Annotated in this window: 21 protein-coding genes; 9 read left to right on the top strand and 12 right to left on the bottom strand. The window is 40.7% G+C overall.

What is annotated here, in order from left to right; genetic code table 11:
* Positions 1-108: 108 nt before the first annotated feature.
* The 7 genes from H5154_RS02785 to H5154_RS02755 form a co-directional block, all read right to left on the bottom strand.
* Positions 109-1,152, bottom strand: a complete 1,044-nt coding sequence (locus H5154_RS02785; RefSeq protein ID WP_149980336.1) for a DUF2955 domain-containing protein — start codon at positions 1,150-1,152, stop codon at positions 109-111.
* Between the two features lie 12 nt (positions 1,153-1,164).
* Positions 1,165-2,226, bottom strand: a complete 1,062-nt coding sequence (locus H5154_RS02780) for an HlyD family secretion protein (protein WP_149980335.1) — start codon at positions 2,224-2,226, stop codon at positions 1,165-1,167.
* Positions 2,227-2,229: 3 nt separating this feature from the next.
* Positions 2,230-2,706 carry a MarR family winged helix-turn-helix transcriptional regulator gene (locus H5154_RS02775; protein WP_182717320.1) on the bottom strand — a complete coding sequence of 159 codons (477 nt, stop codon included), beginning with the start codon at positions 2,704-2,706 and terminating at the stop codon, positions 2,230-2,232.
* A 220-nt stretch (positions 2,707-2,926) separates the two neighbouring features.
* The gene (locus H5154_RS02770; RefSeq protein WP_179959137.1) at positions 2,927-3,400 is read right to left on the bottom strand and encodes a TlpA disulfide reductase family protein; all 474 of its coding nucleotides are present in this window, start codon (positions 3,398-3,400) and stop codon (positions 2,927-2,929) included.
* Between the two features lie 295 nt (positions 3,401-3,695).
* Positions 3,696-4,580 (bottom strand): spermidine synthase, encoded by an 885-nt coding sequence (locus H5154_RS02765; RefSeq protein ID WP_182717319.1) that lies wholly within the window; start codon positions 4,578-4,580, stop codon positions 3,696-3,698.
* Positions 4,573-5,193, bottom strand: a complete 621-nt coding sequence (locus H5154_RS02760; RefSeq protein WP_182717318.1) for a fused MFS/spermidine synthase — start codon at positions 5,191-5,193, stop codon at positions 4,573-4,575. Before H5154_RS02760 ends, H5154_RS02765 begins: the two co-directional genes overlap by 8 nt.
* Before the next feature lie 362 nt (positions 5,194-5,555).
* Entirely contained in the window at positions 5,556-7,637 is a 2,082-nt protein-coding gene (locus tag H5154_RS02755) for a TonB-dependent hemoglobin/transferrin/lactoferrin family receptor (protein WP_182717317.1), read from the bottom strand.
* 142 nt (positions 7,638-7,779) lie between these two features.
* On the opposite strand from H5154_RS02755, the gene H5154_RS02750 reads away from it, so the two are divergent.
* From H5154_RS02750 to H5154_RS02735, 4 genes are read left to right on the top strand one after another with little or no spacing between them, the layout of a single operon-like run.
* A complete protein-coding gene (locus H5154_RS02750; RefSeq protein ID WP_182717316.1) occupies positions 7,780-8,589 on the top strand; it encodes a hemin ABC transporter substrate-binding protein in 810 nt (269 codons plus the stop codon).
* Positions 8,586-9,632 (top strand): iron ABC transporter permease, encoded by a 1,047-nt coding sequence (locus tag H5154_RS02745; protein WP_145238934.1) that lies wholly within the window; start codon positions 8,586-8,588, stop codon positions 9,630-9,632. Before H5154_RS02750 ends, H5154_RS02745 begins: the two co-directional genes overlap by 4 nt.
* Complete coding sequence (locus tag H5154_RS02740) at positions 9,632-10,423, top strand: heme ABC transporter ATP-binding protein (protein WP_259398440.1); 792 nt, start codon at positions 9,632-9,634, stop codon at positions 10,421-10,423. The genes H5154_RS02745 and H5154_RS02740 overlap by 1 nt, the downstream gene beginning before the upstream one ends.
* Entirely contained in the window at positions 10,420-11,154 is a 735-nt protein-coding gene (locus H5154_RS02735) for a HugZ family protein (protein ID WP_182717315.1), read from the top strand. Before H5154_RS02740 ends, H5154_RS02735 begins: the two co-directional genes overlap by 4 nt.
* Before the next feature lie 126 nt (positions 11,155-11,280).
* On the opposite strand, the gene H5154_RS02730 is transcribed toward H5154_RS02735, so the two are convergent.
* Positions 11,281-11,781: a lactoylglutathione lyase family protein gene (locus H5154_RS02730; RefSeq protein ID WP_149980329.1), complete on the bottom strand. Its 501-nt coding sequence runs from the start codon at positions 11,779-11,781 to the stop codon at positions 11,281-11,283.
* 103 nt (positions 11,782-11,884) lie between these two features.
* Between H5154_RS02730 and H5154_RS02725 the strand changes: the two genes are divergently transcribed.
* From H5154_RS02725 to H5154_RS02710, 4 genes are all read left to right on the top strand, one after another.
* Positions 11,885-12,754: a LysR family transcriptional regulator gene (locus tag H5154_RS02725; protein ID WP_182717314.1), complete on the top strand. Its 870-nt coding sequence runs from the start codon at positions 11,885-11,887 to the stop codon at positions 12,752-12,754.
* Between the two features lie 142 nt (positions 12,755-12,896).
* Positions 12,897-13,346 (top strand): GyrI-like domain-containing protein, encoded by a 450-nt coding sequence (locus H5154_RS02720; protein WP_182717313.1) that lies wholly within the window; start codon positions 12,897-12,899, stop codon positions 13,344-13,346.
* Between the two features lie 407 nt (positions 13,347-13,753).
* Positions 13,754-13,963, top strand: coding sequence for a cold-shock protein (locus H5154_RS02715; protein ID WP_149980327.1), 210 nt, complete (start codon positions 13,754-13,756; stop codon positions 13,961-13,963).
* A 185-nt stretch (positions 13,964-14,148) separates the two neighbouring features.
* Positions 14,149-14,358 (top strand): cold-shock protein, encoded by a 210-nt coding sequence (locus H5154_RS02710; RefSeq protein WP_016706518.1) that lies wholly within the window; start codon positions 14,149-14,151, stop codon positions 14,356-14,358.
* Positions 14,359-14,438: 80 nt separating this feature from the next.
* Here H5154_RS02710 and H5154_RS02705 read toward each other — a convergent pair whose 3' ends face one another.
* The 4 genes from H5154_RS02705 to H5154_RS02690 are packed head-to-tail and all read right to left on the bottom strand — an operon-like array spanning position 14,439 to position 17,245.
* Positions 14,439-15,260, bottom strand: a complete 822-nt coding sequence (locus H5154_RS02705; RefSeq protein WP_310736215.1) for an alpha/beta hydrolase-fold protein — start codon at positions 15,258-15,260, stop codon at positions 14,439-14,441.
* Positions 15,261-15,296: 36 nt separating this feature from the next.
* Positions 15,297-15,938, bottom strand: coding sequence for a glutathione S-transferase family protein (locus tag H5154_RS02700; RefSeq protein WP_182717312.1), 642 nt, complete (start codon positions 15,936-15,938; stop codon positions 15,297-15,299).
* 11 nt (positions 15,939-15,949) lie between these two features.
* Entirely contained in the window at positions 15,950-16,588 is a 639-nt protein-coding gene (locus H5154_RS02695; protein ID WP_182717311.1) for a glutathione S-transferase family protein, read from the bottom strand.
* Positions 16,589-16,624: 36 nt separating this feature from the next.
* Positions 16,625-17,245 (bottom strand): MarC family protein, encoded by a 621-nt coding sequence (locus H5154_RS02690; RefSeq protein ID WP_149980324.1) that lies wholly within the window; start codon positions 17,243-17,245, stop codon positions 16,625-16,627.
* Positions 17,246-17,660: 415 nt separating this feature from the next.
* On the opposite strand from H5154_RS02690, the gene katG reads away from it, so the two are divergent.
* The gene (gene katG, locus H5154_RS02685) at positions 17,661-19,838 is read left to right on the top strand and encodes a catalase/peroxidase HPI (protein ID WP_182717310.1); all 2,178 of its coding nucleotides are present in this window, start codon (positions 17,661-17,663) and stop codon (positions 19,836-19,838) included.
* Positions 19,839-19,847 lie beyond the last annotated feature (9 nt).

Here is a 19,847-nt window from a genome sequence, read left to right as displayed (position 1 = left end):
TAGTGGTTTATAAACTCACGCCTAAAGTGATCATTATTTAAACACAGTTAGTATAACAAAGTAATAACCGCCCTAGTGCATAAGGAACTGACTAAGGCGGTTATTATATTAGTCGAAAGTATGATGACGGGTGACACTAAACCGGTTAAGAATATGATGCATAATATACACCGCACATAAACTCACGATTATCGCAACCGATACAGACGAAAACCGATAAAGCGCACTGTAAACCAAGTCTTGCCCAGGTCCGAGAGACTGACCAAATAAAATTCCAAATGTGGTAATAACCCCAAATCCAACACCAGGGATACCGCCACCTAAAATATGATAACGGCTAAATATAAAGGTTAAAACCCACAAGATCAGCGCCGGAAAAATCAGAATATCGGTGTGATTATACAAAAACAGCTGCGATACTAACGCTAAATTACAACCAATTAATGTGCCAATTGCTCGTTGCCAACCAGCCATGCCAGCGGCTTTCCAGCACAATGGAAACAAAATTAAGATCGATGCCGCTTGTGCTGAAATTGAATCTTGTAAATCAAATACCTGAAAAATCACAAACGACAGTGTAGCAACCGTAGCGCACAACAGTACTTCGTGGCGAATACTCTCTTTTGCTTTTGTTGGCATCACCCGACCTTGGCGTGGTGCAACATCAGGAAATACAAAGTGCATTAATACCGCCGCTAACACGGTCACTACGACTGCTAAACCATTGCTGATGATCAACGGATAAATACTTGTGCCATTACCAACATAACTAGAAAAGTGCAGTTGAATAGATAAACTAACGACACTTAAAGCACCAAACAAAAAGTTAGCACCGCAGCTCATTTGATAAAACAAAAATGCAAACGCTAAAAAGCACAGCAAGGTCATCGCCACTGGTAAATGAGAAAATAACCCCTGTACTATTAATACAAATAACCCACTAAATGCCGCGCTGGCAAAAAACTGACGAATGATATGTGCATTTAAAATCGGCACTAATCCTAATAACAACATAGGATAAACGGTGAAGAAAATACCATTTGGCCAATTCATCAATTTACATAAACTAAATCCTAACGCGCTGCCGCCAGCGATACGTAATGCTTGCCGAAGGCCATTCTGGTCTAGTTTTACAGGGACTGATGCAGACATAATAAAGCCTTATTAGTAAATGTAATGCAGTAAACTGATAAAGCGAATTTGCATGACACCAAACCATTGCCCAATTACTGACTCAGGCAGTAGCTGCACTGTTGCACGTGCACCACTAGGTAGTTTACTTAATAGCTGTGCTTGCTCTAAATCAATGTGAATACGTTGGCGCTGCGCATCACGAACCCAGCGATTACTGCTTTCAGTACTGCTTAATAAGCCATTAGCATTGAGCTGCCCATTACTTACGCCAGCTTCAAAAGAGTTCACTGTAGCAGCAAATACTTGGCCTGGCAGAGCATCAAACGTTACTTTTGCTTTGCTGCCCACTTTAATATTAACTAACGACTTTTCACGAAAATCAGCCACTAAATCAGCTTTATTGGCCACAACAGCTAACATCGGTTGACCTTTATTAGCAAATGTTCCGGTGCTTACTTGCAAGTTTGCGACTTTACCATCAGCATCAGCAGTCACTATGCTGTATGATAAATTGAGTTTCGCTTGTGCCAGTTGGTTTTGCGCATGGCGTAATGCTAGGTTGTCTTCGCCTAATTGCCCACGTGCCAGTTTTGCCTCGGTTAACTGTGCTTCAATAGCTGCGACATTCGCTTTACTTGATTGATAATTAGCGCTAATTGTTTCGTACTCTTGCTCCGATATAGACCGTTTTTTCAATAACGATTCACTGCGATCAAATAACAACTGTTGCTCATGCAGCTTGGCATTTCCAGCGGCTAGCTGAGCCTGTATCGCTTTAACACTGCTGTCTAAGCGCTGGTTTTGCAACTGCGCATCAGCATAAGCCAGTTGTGCTTGCTCTAGTGCTAATTTAAAAGGAGCTGCTTCTATTAAAAATAGCGCTTCACCCGTTTTAATCGCTTGATTATTATTCACCAATACTTGGTTCACGCGGCCACTCACTTGTGGCGTTACTTGCACTACAGGGTGATATACGCGCGCTTGCGGAGTAACCGGTAAAAACATATCGGCAACGACAAAGTAAGCGAACAATAAAATAAACCCAACTAATGATATTTTTACATAGCGGGCAAATTTTTGATCCGGTGTCATGAATTATTTCTCTCCAGAAAAGTGGCTAATACAACGTCGAGCATTGGCTTCCATTTGCACTAAACCATAGGCCATAGTATCAAGCTGCTGCGTTGTAAGTTCTGCATAAAGTTGTGTTTTAACCTCAGCCATAATATCTCTGAGCGCATCTAATAATAGTAATCCTTGCTCAGTAAAATAGATTTTACGACTACGTTTATCATCGCTATCAATGCGACGAACAATAATCGCTTGTTGCTCTAACTGTTTAATTGTTCGCGTTAGCGAAGGCATTTCAATCCCCAAACTGCTAGCCAGTTCTTGTTGTGTAACACCTTGTTTTAAATGATGGATATGGATCATCGCAGTCCAACGAGATTGTGTTAACCCTAAAGGCTCAACAGCGAGAGTAACGGCATCGCGACAGAGTCGGAAAACGCGCCCCATGCTACCGCATAAACTTAAATCTAAAGTTTCATGAAAAGGAGGTGATGAAATCATAATAGTACCTAGTTACTTAGCATGCTAACTAGTTTAACATTACTTAGCATGCTAAGTAAATATTGAAACGCTCTAAAAAAATAACGGCAAAGAGGGCTTTAAAAACGATTTAATATCACTGTGTTGAGCAAATTAGCGAATAATCCAATGGGGGAGGAATTGTGAACCAAGTAACATTATAAGGAGGCTATTTTATTAATTTTTTCATCGTTACCTCTTCTTAAGGCTGAACGGCTAATAACTGAGTTATTTCTTGCTCATATTGCGCTTTTTTACTGTTCTTAAAGCCAATATGGCGATATTTTATTTTGCCATCACGGCCGTACACATAACTACTTGGCATACCGAGTAAATCGAATTGTTTGCCTATTAGTGCATCAGGATCATAAATAATAGGAAAATCAGCGGGAGTGTGTGCTAAAAAATCAACCGCATCTTGATGCTCAACATCTAAGTTAACTGCCAACACCGTAAAGCCTTGCGATTGGTATTTTGTTTGCATTTCATTAAGCCAAGGAAAAGACTTACGACAAGGTGTACACCACGAAGCCCAAAAATCTAAGAATATCACTTGGCCTTTAAGCTCTGCTAACTTATCGGTTAGTTGTTGCTGACTGGAGATAACTGGCACAACGGTTTCTTTACTTAACACTGGCGCACTCGCCATAGCAGTAAAAAGTGCCGTCACAAGCATAAACCGTGATACAGACCGAGAAATAATCACCACTTTTTAAGCCCCTAAAAATACCTAGAAAAATAATTAGTTTAACAATAGCAGGCAATTCTTAAGAAATACTTAAGACAAGCCTAACTATAACTTTCGCTCAAAGCACACTATCTATCAGTGCAGCAGCAGAAACCTTAAACTAATCTATGAGGGAAGACTCGATTAGAAATTTAATCGGGTATTAACTTAAAAAGGGGGAATTAGCAGTTAGCTTTGATGGCCAGCAAGCTGGCCTAAGTGTAGTAACAAATGGGCGTAAACTTTAGAAATTGAGTAAGTTTGCGGGTGAGTACTGATCAGTGAGTACTTTTGTATCGCTAGGCCAGTCTTTATTATCTTTGGTCGAAATCATCCCTTCGCTCACCGCTTTGATATCAACGTGATAGGGGGCTAATAACGGGGTTAGCTTTTCTATTCGCTGTGCTAGCTGCACAGGACTTGGAAATTTATTAAAGCCAGCTAAAATAATTCGATTACTATTTTTCTCAGTGCTCACATTAATAAAGTCACCAAATACCGCTTCATAAGTGGCAGATTCATGCTCATAAAGTTTGCTTGATGAAAAGGTATTTGCCGCTACTACGCCACCATCAGCCAGTACACTTTTCACTTCCGCAAAAAACTCTTTAGTAAGTAAATGCTCAGGGATGTAATCACCATTAAATGCATCAAGAATAATCCAGTCATACTTGGCTTGTTGGATTGCTGCGCGTTTAATAAAAATACGCCCATCTTGTACTTTCGAAGTAACTTTATCGTTCTCTTTAAAAGCAAAATAATCACGCGCCACTTTTATAACTGCGGGATCAATTTCAACATTTTCAATCATTGCGTCAGGATATAGCTCGCTGATCACATTTGATAAGGTGCCGCCGCCAAGCCCGATAATGAGTACATTTTTTGGATTGTCTATCAGTAGTAAACTGGCAAAAGTGAGTTTGGTATAATTAAACACTAGCTTTTGTGGGTTGCTTTTATATATGCAACTTTGACTGCTTTTACGGGCTTTTTCGTCAAACTTTAAACAGCGTAAATCGCCGGTCTCTTCAACTAAAATATTACGATAAAGCGACCGCTCTTGATGGATCACCTTAGCTTGGCTGCTAAACCCAATTAACAGTAAGGTCACGAGTAAATACTTAAACATTGTGTTTCTCCTTGTTAGCTAATTGATTTACGCCAATTGCCAATAAACCTAATAGCCCTAATGTCGTCGCGAAACCCAAAATAATGGTATTCACATCAAACGCTAGCACCATGTAAAACGAGGTAATAATAGTCCCTAAGGCACTGCCTAAGGTGCTGACAAAATACAAGCCGCCAGCGACTTGGCCGCTGTGCTCGCTATCGATCACTAATAAACGCACAGAGTAAGGCGAAATCATGCCTAAAATAATAGTAGGGACAAAAAACAACGCTGTAGAGGCCAATAACGAGCCATAACGGCTGTCTTCTATGTGAGAGAAAATATACGCCATAATTGGCTGGGCAAATAATGCAATGGGCAGCACCATAATACTGGCAACTAAAAATATTAAACCGTATTTGGTTAACGAAGGCTGGCGAATTGAAAGCTTTCCTCCCAATAAATAGCCAAACGATAAGCTGAGCATAAACACAGTAATAATACTGCCCCAAATATGCACACTACTACCAAAAAAAGGCGCTAAAATTCGCCCGCCAAGTAGTTCTATTCCCATAATACTAAAGCCGCTACTAAAGGCTAAAAAATAAATTAAAGCATTGGTTTTTAAAGTCATGTAATTATCATTTTGTAACTTATTTGAAGCACTATACTAACGTGATGTAAACATAGCCGCCAGTGTAATAATTAATCGAGCTAACATAACTCAAAGCTACTTTTATAAACCAAGACAGTCTCACTTTAGTTATGGGGCAACATAAAGTCAGCCATCATAGAATAGGGATTAATTTCGCTAGCCTGCAAAGTATTAATGCGCCAAATATGATGCATGTTGTTTAGCAACTGTTAACCCCCTTTACAGTCTTTATTAACTTTAAAACCACGACTCTTTTTACATCATCTAGGCAAAGACTCAATGAATAAGTAAAAAAGTAGTAAGTTTAAAACGCTGCACTTACGCGCAGCGTTGATTACGTTTTAAAACTGATAACTTACGCGGGCAGAAAAGTTACGCCCGGGCTGAGTATATTGGCTAAAATCAGCCCCCTGAGATTGCCCTGCAATCAGTTCAAAGGGTACATATTTTTTATCTAGCAGGTTAATTACGCCCACATTTAGCTGCCATGTTTGCCATTCATAACTTGCGTATAAATCCACAATACCGTAACCATATCCTTGCGTTGTTTTATCACCACTTGCATCTCGCACTACATCAGACTGTGATTTAGCAAAGCGCCATGCTGCGGTCCAATCAATATCGCCAAGTGCTGTTGTTAACTGTATTGAACCGTTAAATGGACTGATACTGGTTAACGGCTCGTCTGTTTCTTTGTTTTCGCCTTCAACATATGCAATATTTGCCTCAACTAAAACATTATCGCTTACATGCATCAACACGCTCGCTTCAACACCGCTGATCTGTGTTTCACTAATATTTTGGTATTGGTAAAAAGTTTTATTTACATTCGGTATGAACGTTGGCTCAACACCTGCAATTGCAACATCAATAAAGTCATCATAAGCGGCGTAAAATGCGCTTAAAGTAACGTTGATATCATTACCAGAAAAGCGCATGCCAAGCTCATATGAGTCGCTGCTTTCGGGTGCTAAATCTGCGTTTGGTAATATTTGATAAAATGGTTCAACACCATGGCTTTGATACGCTTGATCATGCGGGGGAATTTTAAAACCACGTACATATTGCCCATACCAAGATAAATTATCATTAACTTGATAAATCATCCCAAGTTTTGGTGAAAACGCAGATTCGGTAATGTCATCAAGCTCAGCATCGCTATAAAGCTCATCATCTTTAGCTGCTAATGAATAATAATCAAAGCGTACACCTGCAATCAAAGACCACGCGCTATTTGCAAATTTAATATTGTCTTGCATAAAAACGCCCACTAAAGAGGTATCAGCGCCAGGAAAAGCTTTTTGTTTTTGATCTGTAAAGTCGACTGTTCCATCAGCCAATAAGCGTGTTTTATAACGTGGACGTGTTGTATCGTATATATCTACGTCAGCACCATAAACAAAGTTGTGGGTCGCATCTTGTAAGGCTATTTTTTTATTAAATACAGCCCTTAACCCTAAAATATCTTGTTCAAAGCCATAGTCGTTGTAATCGGTATGCGCTGCTGTAGCACTAATTTGATCACTTTGCTGCTCATAACGACTAAACGATACTTGCCAATGCCATTGATCAAACGCTACTGTGGCCGCTTTTGAGTCGTAATCTAGCGCTAGCGACCAATTAGTGTTTTCGTCTTTAGTTTCTTGGCTCGCTTTGGTGATTACTTGTTCAGTAGTTTGGTTAAAATAATCTAAGGTGTATTTTAACGTGCGCTTTTCATCAAGTTGCTGCTCTAGTTTAACCAATAACGAATCTGATTTAGCATCATAACCAGGTAGGTTTTCAGTAAAGTTTTGTACTTCTTCGTTATCTCGGTGGCTATAAACGGCACTAACACCTAAATCTCCCAAATTTTTAGCCGCAGTAATATCTACCGACATTTGATTACTCTGACCTTGATATCCAAGCGCCACTTGAGCAAAACTATTTTCGTTTAATAAATAATCGCTCGGATCTTTAGTGGTGATAACCACAATACCACCCAGTGCATCTGAACCATACAATGAAGACGCGGCTCCCTTGGCGACTTCAACTTGCTTTATCCCAGCGACATCAAAATAGCTACGACCAACCAAATAGCCATCTCCGCCAGCATAACCATCGTTAGTTCGACGGCCATCTTTAATAAACACCACGCGGTTACCACCGACTCCTCTAATTGAAAGCGTTTGAGCCGCAGAACCACTGCCCGTGCTTGATATACTGGGGTCATAACGAAACATTGTTTGTAAATCAACAGCCAATTTACGTTCTATGTCTTGCCCTGTAATCACAGTTACAGAGCCTGTTACGTCTTCAAGTTTTTGTTCAAACCGAGAACCGCTGACAACAATATGCTCACCAATTATCTCCTCGGCAATGGCAGAGCCCGAACCAAGTAGTAACGTTGCTAAAGCAGTAAGTTGAAAAGAAGGAAAATTCACATTAACTCCAAATGATAATTGTTGTTATTTAGTAGGAAAGGGATGTTACAACTAACTAAAAACAAGATCAATTATTTATGATAATCATTTTCATTTGCATTTAGTTAAGTATAATAATCGAAAATAATAATTGGAGTTTTTTATGAGATACCTTTTTATATTGATTTTATTGACTGTTCACCCCCTAAGCGCGCAGGAGCGTATAGTGAGTGCTGGCGGTACATTAACTGAAATTATTTTTGCCTTAGATAAGCAAAATACCCTTGTCGCGGTGGATCAATCGAGCCTATATCCAAAACAAGCGACACAGCTCGATCAAATTGGTTATTACCGTGATTTAGCCGCAGAAGGTGTACTTTCGGTGCGCCCAACTAAACTCTTAGCACTTGAAGGAGCAGGACGAGCACAAGCGCTTGCACAAATAGAAGCCACTGGTGTAGAGCTTATCCACTATAAAAAACCCAACTCAATTAATGACTTACTAAATCTTGTTAAACGCCTTGGTAAAGACTTAAATGCGAACGACAAAGCCCAAGTGCTCGTAGCCCAAATAAAAAATTCATTGCCTCCAAAAGCGAGCAACGAAACACACAGCGCTTTATTTTTACTCTCAGCTAATGAGCGCGGGCTTGTTGCTGCGGGCACTGACACGGTTGCTGACTTATTACTTGATTATGCTGGAGTCACTAATTTAGGCGCTACGCACAAAGGTTTTAAAGTAATAAATAACGAAGTACTTGCCGTAAAACAGCCCGATTTTTTAATCGCACCAGCTCATGTTGTTTATAGCCTTGGCGGTAAAGAGGCTTTTTGTAATCAACCAACACTGCGCTTATTAACAGCTGCAAAGCAGTGCCGATTATTGGTGATGGATAGCCTGCTATCACTGGGAATGTCGCCGCGCATAGCCACGGGTATTAAAGAATTAAGCGACTATAAAGCGACCTTATGAACACATTAACTTTGAGCCGTTTTAAGCCTGTTTCTATAACTGCAAACCAAAAGTGGATGCTGCTAATTACTGTGTGTATTTTTGCTCTAGCACTACTGAGCATCGGATATGGCCCCGCAGGCTGGGATTGGCGTTTAGCCATCGCATGGATTGCCCCAGAGTATTTTAATCAATTTGATGCGCTGCAAATCAATGTGGTCACGCAAATACGTCTACCTCGATTTGTACTAGCTGTATTGGTTGGCTTAGTGCTTGCCCAAACTGGCGCTGCAACGCAAGCTTTGTGTCGTAATCCTTTGGCTGATCCATCAATTATTGGTATTAGCGCAGGCGCAGCCATGGTCGCGGTCGCCTTTATAGCATTTAGCGCCCAGTTTAATTTTAATGCTCAATACTATTTACCTTATGCCGCATTTTTAGGGGCATTGTTAGTGACCTCTTTAGTGTATTTAATTGCTAAGCAGCATAGGCAGGTCAATATAACCACACTAATTTTAGTGGGGGTTGCGATCAATTCTTTATCCTTTGCTGTTATTGGCTTATTAAGCTATTTCGCTGACGATAGTGCGCTTAGATTAATTAACTACTGGACGATGGGCTCATTAGGTGGTGCCAATTGGGATGCCATAACTCAAGCAACACCATTATTGCTACTGAGTATTCTTGGTCTGTGGCGACTCAAAGAACCGATGAACTTACTATTGATTGGCGAGTCTCAAGCACAGTATTTAGGTGTCAACACAGACAAGCTTAAACTGTATGTAATTATACTCGTGGCATTAGGTGTTGGTGCCGTTGTAGCACTTACTGGCTTGATAGGTTTTGTTGGCTTAGTTGTGCCACACATTGCCCGTTTAATGGTTGGCCCGCATTTACGTAAAATGTTACCGCTGTGCATGTTATTAGGCGTTGTTGTGCTGCTGCTTTCTGACTGGTTAGCACGTTTAGTTGTTATGCCTGCAGAGTTACCCATTGGTATTATTACCGCGCTACTTGGCGCACCTTTGTTTATTTATCTGATCATTAAAACTAAGCGAGGGTAATGATGATTACTTTTAATAACCTAACTGTTGGTTTTGGCAATCACAGTGTTTTAAAAAACATAAGTGGGCACATTGCAAAAGCTCAACTAGTAGCACTGATAGGCGAAAATGGCGCAGGAAAATCAACACTGCTGCATGCTTTAGCCGGGCATTATGACTTTAAAGGCGAAGTACGGTTTAATAATTATCCTCTGAGTACATTGTCTCAAGCACACTTAGCCACTCAACGAGCAGTAATGATGCAAAGCAATCTTGTTGGCTTTGATTTTAGTGTATTTGAGCTCATTGCAATGGGACGCTACCCCTATGCCGAGTCTGTTAAAATGCAAGCTGAAAAAGTCCACAAGTATGCCGCACTCATGGACTTAACCCAGTACTTATCCCGCCGTGTCAGTAAGCTTTCAGGCGGTGAGCAACAGCGCGTTCATATGGCGCGTACTTTGGCTCAATTAGATGCTTTTTCTACTCATACCAAGCCTAAATTGATGCTGCTTGATGAACCTACATCAGCACTAGATATGCGCCATCAACATGCTTTATTGAGTTGTGTTAAAGCATTTGTAGAGCAGGGCAACAGTGCCATTATAGCCATTCACGATTTAAATTTGGCCAGCCTTTACGCAACCGACGCTATTTTATTACACGATCAAAAAGTACTCGATAGCGGGCCAATAAACACAGTACTTACAGAATCTAATTTACAACAAATGTACGCCATGAAACTGCATGTTAATTCTCATCCATATAACAATGCACCCATGGTTTTTTCTCAACGTCAGGAGTTTTCATGAGAGAGCAAGCATTAAGCGATGCACAAAAGCTGGTTTTTAAAACCCATGCTGGTGTTATGTCGACTATTTCTTACAACTTAAGAGGTTATCCGTTTGGTTCGGTAACCCCTTATATGTGTGATGAGCAAGGCCGCATCTACTTTTTTATTAGCGATATAGCCCAACACACTAAAAACTTAAAGCACGATTCTCGAATGAGCTTAACTATTTTTGATGCCGCTGACCGTGGCGACCAAAACGAGCATGGCCGAGTCACATTGGTGGGCGATGGTTGTGAAGTTGCAGGCCCTCAGGCCGAAATACTGCTTAACAAATACATAGCGTTATACCCAGAAGCTGACAGTTATCGGAACGCCCACGACTTTAAATTATGGCAATTAGATGTTGTGCGAGTTCGCTTTATTGGCGGCTTTGGGAAAATATTTTGGCTTGAAAAAGATGAGTGGCAAAGCGCTGCTAAAAGCTGGGACGAAGATCAAGAACAAAGCATGATCACCCACATGAATGAAGATCATCAAAATGCAATGGCGCTAATATTAGCTCAGCATTATTGCGTATCAGATAATGCACCGGTTATGAGTGGCATACTGCCACAGGGGTTTTATATTCAAAGCCAACAACGTAATTATTTTATTAGCTTTGAAAACGTGTGCGAGACACCACAAGCAGTGCGAAAAGCGCTTGTTGCCTTAACCACAAATGCTCGCAATAGCATAGAAGAGCCAGCATAAGAAAACAAATGAATCACATGTGTGGTTATAACGCTTAGCACTACTAACCCAGTAGTGCATTTTCGGTATCAGAGGCCGCAGTAACTAAGCTGCGGCTGTTACAATTTAACACTGATGCCAATTAATTTAGTATGCACCTGCGCTGTAAATAAGCTCATAACTGTGGCTGTAAATCTCGAGAATGTTACCAAACGGGTCTTCCATGTAGATCATGCGATACGGTTTTTCACCTGGGTAGTAGTAACGGGGTGCTTCCATACGCTTTTTACCGCCAGCTTCAACAATACGCTCAGCAAGGCCTTCTACATCTGGATCTTGAACACAAAAATGGAATATACCGGTTTTCCAGTATTCAAAGTTGTCAGCTGGGTTTTCTTGATTTTTAAACTCAAAAATTTCTACACCAATACGATCACCCGTTGAAAGGTGCGCTATTTTAAATTTTTCCCATTGTTCACCAAATACTTCAGTACACATTTCGCCTATTGGGCTTTTGTCTTCGGTAATTAAAGTCGGCTCCATAATGGTGTACCAACCCATTACTTTGGTGTAAAACTCAACGGCTTTTTCAACATCGGGGACCGAAATTCCAATGTGCGAAAAACTACGTGGATAGGTATGACTCATAATAATGCTCCTGTTTAACTATGCTTAGTTGATGGAGTTAGTTTACGAACCGACCTGTATTAAGTAAAATTATCATTAATCATAATTTTGAGTACGTTTTATAATGATAAATCCTACATGGCTACATACCTTTTGCACCTTGGTGGAAGTAAATCACTTTACCCAAACTGCAGAACGCCTTTATATGACCCAGTCAGGCGTAAGCCAACACATTAAAAAGTTAGAGCAGCAGGTTAATTGCGCATTGCTTGAACGCCATGGCAAGCAGTTTACCCTTACCGCACAAGGGCAAGGCTTATATCAAAAAGGAAGTCAGTTACTAAAAGAGTGGCAGTTTTTAGAGCAACAACTGCATGACGACTCACCCTACAGTGGCAATATAAAGATTCAATCACCAGGCAGTTGCGGGCTTAAGTTTTATAATCAATTACTTGATTTACAAGGGCAACATAAAGCACTCACTATTGATTATCGCTTTGCCCCAAACGAAAGCGTGGAACAGGCCGTTGCTAATCACAATGCTGATATTGGTTTTTTAACTCAAGCCCCAACACTCAGCGAGGTTACCAGCCATAAAATCGGCCAAGATGCACTATTATTAATTACACCAATCGATTACCAAACTCCAAGCTGGCAAAACTTATGCGAACTTGGCTTCATTGCTCACCCTGATGCAAAGCATCATGCGCAATTATTATTAAGCGAAAACTACGCGGAATTTGAACACCTTGAGCAAATAAAGCGCTCTGGTTTTTCAAACCAAATTAATTTAATTCTTGAACCTGTCAGCCTTGGTCTAGGTTTTACTGTGCTACCAGCACATGCTGTGAGTGCATTTAGTAAACCACAGTTGATTAACGTCCATCCATTACAGCACCCGATCAGCGAATCTATTTATGTGTGTTATCACCGTAATCGGCCTTTGGCAAAACGAATGAGTAAAGTGATCGAGGTGATCAAAGCTGGGCTGTAACTGTTTGCAAAAAAGTGAAGTCGTTGCAACAAAAGGTTTAATCACCAACAAAAAATAAACCTTTTTTATAGCGTATTTATTAAATACTTCATGCTTTTTCTGTTAAGTTAATACTGAGTATTAATGCTAAAGGATAGTCTCAATGGAAGTAAAACAGCTAGCAAGTAAGACCTTAACCGGCTTAAAAGTAAGAACATGCAATGCCAATGAAATGAATACTGGCACAGCAAAGATAGCTGAGCTTTGGCAAAAATTTGGCGAAAAATATACCTCAAAACTCACAAAAGACAGTAAAGTCTTTGGTGTTTACACTAACTACGAGAGCGATGTGACCGGTGATTTTGATGTCATTGCCTGTAGCGATGAGCAATCAATTAACCTTCGTGATTCAGTAACAGTTACAACGCACGCAGGGAGTTATTTAGTCTTTTGTGGCGAAGGCGAAATGCCCGACGCTATAATTGATTTATGGGGTGAAATTTGGCAATACTTTAGCTCAGATGATTGTCGTTACACTCGTACTTATACCAGCGACTATGAATATTATAAAACCGCAACTGAAGTAGAAATAGCGATCGCAATTGCTGAATAAATAAGGAGTCTGTCGCTGTTCAAATGAGCGCTGAGTTCCTTTTTTTCGTGGGGGGGAGTGTGGGATTTCGCACTTCCCCAATTAAAAATAAGTCTACACTCCATACCTAGATCACTTTAACAAAGCGAATGCAGAGACGGTAAGCATGGCTACGACTGTTCTTATTTAATCAATATATGTTCACAAAATTAACTTGGCTTTAAAAAGAAAAGTAAATAAAGCTTGTTATATGGTTTAAGTTACTGTTATCCTGCTCTGCATCGGGTTGATAGAAAGCCCTGTTTATTTGTAAGTACCACGTTGTTATTAGTAATAATCCTTCGCGCTATCCTCAGTTAAATGCTTGTTTTCTTCCTGTTAAATTGCCTACATTAAGGCGAACTTTTATAAATTCTTAGGATTCTATTATGTCTACTACAACAACTGGTTCAGTAAAATGGTTTAACGAAGCTAAAGGTTTTGGTTTTATTGAACAAGAGTCAGGCCCTGACGTTTTTGCTCATTTCAGCGCAATCTCAAGCGATGGCTTTAAGACTCTAGCTGAAGGCCAACGTGTACAGTTTACTGTTACTCAAGGTCAAAAAGGCCCGCAAGCTGAAAATATCGTTTGCATCTAATTTTTAATTAATGGGTTAGTGATAACCCGTTAATGCACTATAAGTTTGAAAGAAATTCTGTTTATTTGTACGTACCACGTTGTTATTAGTAATAATTCATCGCGTTATCCTCAGTTAAATACTTGTTTTTTCAGCTAAACCGCCTGATTTTAGGCACACTTTTATTAATATCTAGGATATCTATTATGTCTACTACTACAACTGGTACAGTTAAATTTTTCAACGAAGCTAAAGGTTTTGGTTTTATCGAGCAAGAGTCAGGTCCTGACGTTTTCGCTCATTTCAGCGCTATCAGCGGTGACGGCTTCAAAACTCTAGCTGAAGGCCAACGTGTACAGTTTACTGTTACTCAAGGTCAAAAAGGCCCACAAGCTGAAAACATCGTTTGTATCTAAACGATTGTTTTAGTTAATACGTTTTAACGTATTAAAAGCCCACTGATATTAATTTATCAGTGGGCTTTTTAATGTCTGCGCTATTTTGCATAAAGCCAATCTAAACCTTGGATCAGCGTGGTTGGAAATGCCGTCGCATGTTTTGCGCCATCTATTATAGAAAACTGCAATTGCACCTGCTGATCATTACTTTGCCGTATTTTGTCAGCAAGCTTGTTCGCTCCCGTTACCATATCTTGCCCTTCGCCAAATTCAGGTGTCTCTTTACTACCTACCGATAAGTAAACCCTAACGTTTTGCTTAGCTTTAGTAATCGGCTGAGATAGTATGCTCTCATTATCAAACCACACCGACGGGCTACCGATAATGTAACTTTCAAACATATTAGGCTGAGTAAAAAGCACATAAGCGGCAAATAAACCGCCAAGAGAATTTCCCACTAAAGTACGTTGCTTTGGCTTTATTCGGTAGTTAGCTTTCATATGTTCAAACACCACATCAGCTATAAAATCGATATGTTGCGCGGCTTTACCGGTCTCTAACTGCCAATCTTTGGCTTTACTTGGGGTGAAATCACGTATTCGGCTTGATGAGCCTTTAGATCCTTGCGAATAACCAATGGCAACGAGTATTGCTTCATCCATTTTACCGCTGTTCATAGGAAAACGTGTCGCTCCCGATGCCACTTGAAACGCATACGAGCCATCGAGCAAGTAAACAACAGGGTATGTTTTATCCTTATTTCGACTGTAGCTTCGCGGGAGCTTTATAAATACTGGATAGCTCACCTTGCTTTGCTGATCGATAAGTTTAACCACCGAGCTTCTGGGTATTTCAAATGCCTGTTCGGCCGCGCTACTAAAAGTGATAAGTAGCATCGCAGCTAATAATAAATATTTCACTATAATCCTTGTTTAGTTAAAAGCGTTAAAACAAAATTAAAAGTCTTCACGCCCTTGGAGCTCAGTAAAATCACTCATAATCCATTTTAGATAGCCAGCTCTGGTTTTTAGTAATTCAAACCACTGAGTCACTCGCTCCGGCAATGTTATTGCTAACCCCTGAGATGTTAGGCGATGTAAAATGGCTCCCACACAAATATCAGCCAGGGTCATTTTACCACCGGCAAGATAGGGGGCATGACTTAGCTGTTGTTCAATTATCTGTAAGCATTGCTCGCACTCTTGTATGTCCCGTGTGATTTGCTCCATACAACGGTTTTTTTGCGTTTTACGGTAATAGCCCCAAAATGTGGCCATAAAAGCAGGTTGAAAAATCACCTGTGACCAATCCATCCAGCGCTCATATAACGAACGCTGATAGGGCGATGCATAATACCAATCTGTAGTGCCATAACTTGCCGCCAAATAGCGTAGTACACTGTGCGACTCCCAAATAACATTATCGCCATCCACAAGTACCGGCACTTTTTGCAACGGGTTCAATGCTAAAAAGTCATCACTATCAAGGCCGCCAAAACGACCACCCACTTCAATATGCTGATAACTCATGCCCAGCTCATCCAGAAACCAGAGTACTTTTTGTACGTTAAACGAGGTTGTTCTTCCATAAACTTTCATTGTAATTCCTATTATTGATAATCAACCAAACTGAGATTTTCTTTTTTACACACGTTAATAATCGACTCTCGCTTAGCTAAGCGACGTAAATACTTGTTGAGGTACTCAAAAGAAAGCGGTGGTTGTTTTAGTTCATCCGCCCATATCGCAAGCATAAACAAGTAAAAATCGCAGATGCTAAGTTGCTCACCAACTAAGAATGTTTGATTTTCCAGCTGGGCATCCAGTAAAGCAAATATGTCGGCAATTCGCTTTTCTTGTGCAGCGACAATGGCACTGATATGACTGCTATCGATACTATGGCGCTGCGGATAAAAGTAGACCATGAGCTCAGCTTGCAAGGTATTCGTTAGATACATCATCCATTGCAAGCACGCAGCTCGATTGTGCTCACCTATTTGCGGAATAAGCATCTTAGCAGGATGTGCTTCAGCAAGATGAATACAGATAGCGGCACTTTCAAAAACGACTTGTTGAGCGTCCAATAATGTAGGTATTCGCCCTGCGGGGTTCAAGGATAAATAACTGGCTGCTTTATGAGCCTCGTTTTTTCTATCCACTAAAATTAATTCAAAATCAGTTTGCAGTTCTTCGAGGATAAAGTGCGGCGCCATACTGGCGTTGAGCGGGTAATAAAATAGTTTGTACACAATAAGTCCTTGTTACACTTTAATATCAACCATACATTAAACTACCACCGATTTATAATACTCTGTAAACCCTGTGAGTATATTTGTTGTAGCAATTGCCGATAAAATTAGCCCCATCACACGGCTAATAACGCTGGCGCCACTACTGCCAATCACTTTACTGATATAGCCCGATAACAGCATTAATATATAAACCACAAGCAAAACAGATAGCATAACTAACGCTGTTTGCAGTTGTTCCCAAATACTAAAAATAGCGTTTTCTGTTAACAATACAGCCGTTAAAATAGCGCCAGGACTGGCAATCGAGGGAACAGCAATCGGATAAATAGCGGTTTCTTTATCCGATTTAACAAGCAGCTTGAGTTCTTCTTCGGGTTTGCTATCACCAAATATCATACTCAATGCAAATAAAAATAAAACAATTCCCCCTGAAATTTGAAACGCAGGTAAGGGAATAGATAAGGCTTTTAAGATTATTTCGCCAATCACGACAAAAAATATCAGCACTGCGGCCGAAGCCAATGTAGCCATTAGTGCAATGCGCCGTTTCGTTTTTGCATCGTACTTTTCGGTCACGGCAACAAATACTGGCACCGTGCCTATGGGGTCAATAACAGCAAAAAAAGTAATAAAAACAGCAATAAAGTCAATCATGCATTTTCCACCCTATTTTAATAGCTGTTTAGAAAGTAACATTTTAATTTAAACAATTGGATTAATTTTAAATATTTATAAGCAAACTGCCACAGTTGATTAGCGCGCTATATTTATAGCTTAAGTACTGATGTTAATTTTCAAAAGGGCCCACCATTAAAAAAGGGTTTTGCATGGCTGTAGCTAACTTACTTTAGGAAACTGCATCTAATTTATAGATGGCTGCAATCGTTTTAAAGTATTGATCTAGATCTAGTTTTTAATCGTTAATATTCTATATTGGTATAAGGGATGAACTTCAACAAGGTTTATCAATCAAAGTATTACATTCAGTAGCAAGTTAATTGTTATGAACTAAGCTTTTCAACATAGCGATTTATAGACCGAGTTTTATATTCCGATAAAGGAGCTAAAAATGAGCAATTCAGGTGCGGGTAAATGCCCAATCATGCATGGTAGCAATACACAATCGTCTAATTCCAATACTGATTGGTGGCCAAAGGCCTTAAATTTAGACATTCTTCATCAACACGATACTAAACCTAATCCCTATGGCGATGACTTTAATTACGCTGAAGAATTTAAAAAATTAGATCTTGAAGCCGTTAAAACCGATTTAAAAAATCTGATGACACAAAGCCAAGATTGGTGGCCTGCCGATTGGGGTCATTATGGTGGCTTGATGATCCGTATGGCGTGGCACTCAGCAGGATCATACCGTTTAGCTGATGGCCGTGGTGGTGGCGGTACAGGTAACCAACGCTTTGCTCCTTTGAACTCATGGCCTGATAACGCTAACCTTGATAAAGCACGTCGCTTACTTTGGCCTATCAAGAAAAAATACGGTAATAAGTTATCGTGGGGCGATTTAATTATTTTAGCCGGCAATATGGCTTATGAATCAATGGGTTTAAAAACCTTTGGTTTTGCCGGCGGGCGTGAAGACATTTGGCATCCAGAAAAAGACGTCTATTGGGGCGCGGAGAAGCAATGGCTTGCGCCAAGTGATGAACGTTACGACAACGTAGCAAAACCAGACACCATGGAAAACCCGTTAGCTGCAGTGCAAATGGGGTTAATTTATGTTAATCCAGAAGGCGTAAACGGCCAACCAGATCCACTCAAAACTGCGGCACAAGTACGCGAAACTTTTGCTCGCATGGCGATGGATGACGAAGAAACAGCAGCGCTCACGGTGGGCGGCCATACGGTGGGTAAAACCCATGGCAATGGCAGCGAAGAGAATCTTAGCCCAGAGCCTGAAGCCGCAGATGTATTTGAGCAAGGCCTAGGTTGGAACAACCATAAAACGCGCGGGATAGGCCGCGATACTATGACATCAGGCATTGAAGGTGCGTGGACAACTCACCCAACTAAATGGGATAACGGTTATTGCTATCTACTGTTAAATTACGAATGGGAGCTTACCAAAAGTCCAGCGGGTGCAAACCAATGGGAACCGGTAAACATTAAAGAGGAAGATAAACCTGTTGATGTTGAAGATCCATCAATTCGCTTAAACCCGATTATGACCGATGCCGATATGGCAATGAAGATGGACCCAAGCTATCGCAAAATTATTGAACGTTTTTATAATGATTTTGACTATTTCACTGATGTGTTTGCACGGGCTTGGTTTAAACTCACTCACCGTGACTTAGGCCCTAAATCTCGCTATTTAGGTGCAGATATACCAAGCGAAGATTTGATCTGGCAAGATCCCATCCCAAGCGTAGATTACACATTATCTGATGCTGAAATTAGCGAACTTAAAGACAAACTGCTAAATGCAGGCATTAGCGCCAGTGACTTGATCAGCACTGCATGGGATAGCGCCCGTACTTATCGTGGCTCTGATCACCGTGGTGGTGCCAACGGTGCACGCATTCGCTTAAACCCGCAAAAAGATTGGCAAGGTAACGAGCCTGAAAAACTTGCTAAGGTGTTAACGGCCCTTGAAACAGCACAAGCAAGTTTAAGCAAACCGGTGAGTTTAGCGGACTTAATTGTACTTGGCGGTACAGCAGCCGTTGAGCAGGCAGCAAAAGCTGCGGGTGTCGATATCACCGTACCATTTGCAGCAGGTCGCGGCGATGCGAGCGACGACATGACCGATGCAGAGTCGTTTGATGTATTAGAACCAATTCATGATGGCTTTAGAAACTGGCAGAAAAAAGATTATGCTGTTTCAGCCGAGGAGCTACTTTTAGAGCGAGCACAACTGATGGGGTTAACAGCCCCTGAAATGACAGTACTACTTGGTGGGATGCGTGTACTAGGCACTAACCACAGTGGCAGCCAGCATGGTGTATTCACCGATAACGTGGGTACATTAAGCAATGACTTTTTTGTTAACCTAACCGATATGAACTATCGCTGGGAACCGGCAAGTAAAAGCACGTACAACATTGTTGAGCGCAGCTCTGGTAATACTAAATGGACCGCAACCCGCGTAGATTTAGTATTTGGCTCTAACTCTATTTTACGAGCCCTTGCCGAGTTTTACGCTCAAGACGATAACAAACAGCGTTTTGTGCAAGACTTTGTAAATGCATGGGTTAAAGTAATGAACGCCGACCGCTTTGATATTTAAGTAAAGCAC

The sequence above is a fragment of the Pseudoalteromonas sp. SR44-5 genome, assembly GCF_014163675.1.
GTDB classification, from domain to species: domain Bacteria; phylum Pseudomonadota; class Gammaproteobacteria; order Enterobacterales; family Alteromonadaceae; genus Pseudoalteromonas; species Pseudoalteromonas rhizosphaerae.
Note: the sequence above shows the minus strand (reverse complement) of the source record. Positions and strands in the feature narration are given on the sequence as shown.

Bases quoted from the DNA above. Each gene is read 5' to 3' on its own strand.
- H5154_RS02785 (WP_149980336.1), bottom strand. From the start codon at position 1,152: ATGTCTGCATCAGTCCCTGTAAAACTAGACCAGAATGGCCTTCGGCAA.
- H5154_RS02780 (WP_149980335.1), bottom strand. From the start codon at position 2,226: ATGACACCGGATCAAAAATTTGCCCGCTATGTAAAAATATCATTAGTT.
- H5154_RS02775 (WP_182717320.1), bottom strand. From the start codon at position 2,706: ATGATTTCATCACCTCCTTTTCATGAAACTTTAGATTTAAGTTTATGC.
- H5154_RS02770 (WP_179959137.1), bottom strand. From the start codon at position 3,400: ATGCTTGTGACGGCACTTTTTACTGCTATGGCGAGTGCGCCAGTGTTA.
- H5154_RS02765 (WP_182717319.1), bottom strand. From the start codon at position 4,580: ATGTTTAAGTATTTACTCGTGACCTTACTGTTAATTGGGTTTAGCAGC.
- H5154_RS02760 (WP_182717318.1), bottom strand. From the start codon at position 5,193: ATGACTTTAAAAACCAATGCTTTAATTTATTTTTTAGCCTTTAGTAGC.
- H5154_RS02750 (WP_182717316.1), top strand. From the start codon at position 7,780: ATGAGATACCTTTTTATATTGATTTTATTGACTGTTCACCCCCTAAGC.
- H5154_RS02745 (WP_145238934.1), top strand. From the start codon at position 8,586: ATGAACACATTAACTTTGAGCCGTTTTAAGCCTGTTTCTATAACTGCA.
- H5154_RS02740 (WP_259398440.1), top strand. From the start codon at position 9,632: ATGATGATTACTTTTAATAACCTAACTGTTGGTTTTGGCAATCACAGT.
- H5154_RS02735 (WP_182717315.1), top strand. From the start codon at position 10,420: ATGAGAGAGCAAGCATTAAGCGATGCACAAAAGCTGGTTTTTAAAACC.
- H5154_RS02730 (WP_149980329.1), bottom strand. From the start codon at position 11,781: ATGAGTCATACCTATCCACGTAGTTTTTCGCACATTGGAATTTCGGTC.
- H5154_RS02725 (WP_182717314.1), top strand. From the start codon at position 11,885: ATGATAAATCCTACATGGCTACATACCTTTTGCACCTTGGTGGAAGTA.
- H5154_RS02720 (WP_182717313.1), top strand. From the start codon at position 12,897: ATGGAAGTAAAACAGCTAGCAAGTAAGACCTTAACCGGCTTAAAAGTA.
- H5154_RS02715 (WP_149980327.1), top strand. From the start codon at position 13,754: ATGTCTACTACAACAACTGGTTCAGTAAAATGGTTTAACGAAGCTAAA.
- H5154_RS02710 (WP_016706518.1), top strand. From the start codon at position 14,149: ATGTCTACTACTACAACTGGTACAGTTAAATTTTTCAACGAAGCTAAA.
- H5154_RS02700 (WP_182717312.1), bottom strand. From the start codon at position 15,938: ATGAAAGTTTATGGAAGAACAACCTCGTTTAACGTACAAAAAGTACTC.
- H5154_RS02690 (WP_149980324.1), bottom strand. From the start codon at position 17,245: ATGATTGACTTTATTGCTGTTTTTATTACTTTTTTTGCTGTTATTGAC.
- katG (WP_182717310.1), top strand. From the start codon at position 17,661: ATGAGCAATTCAGGTGCGGGTAAATGCCCAATCATGCATGGTAGCAAT.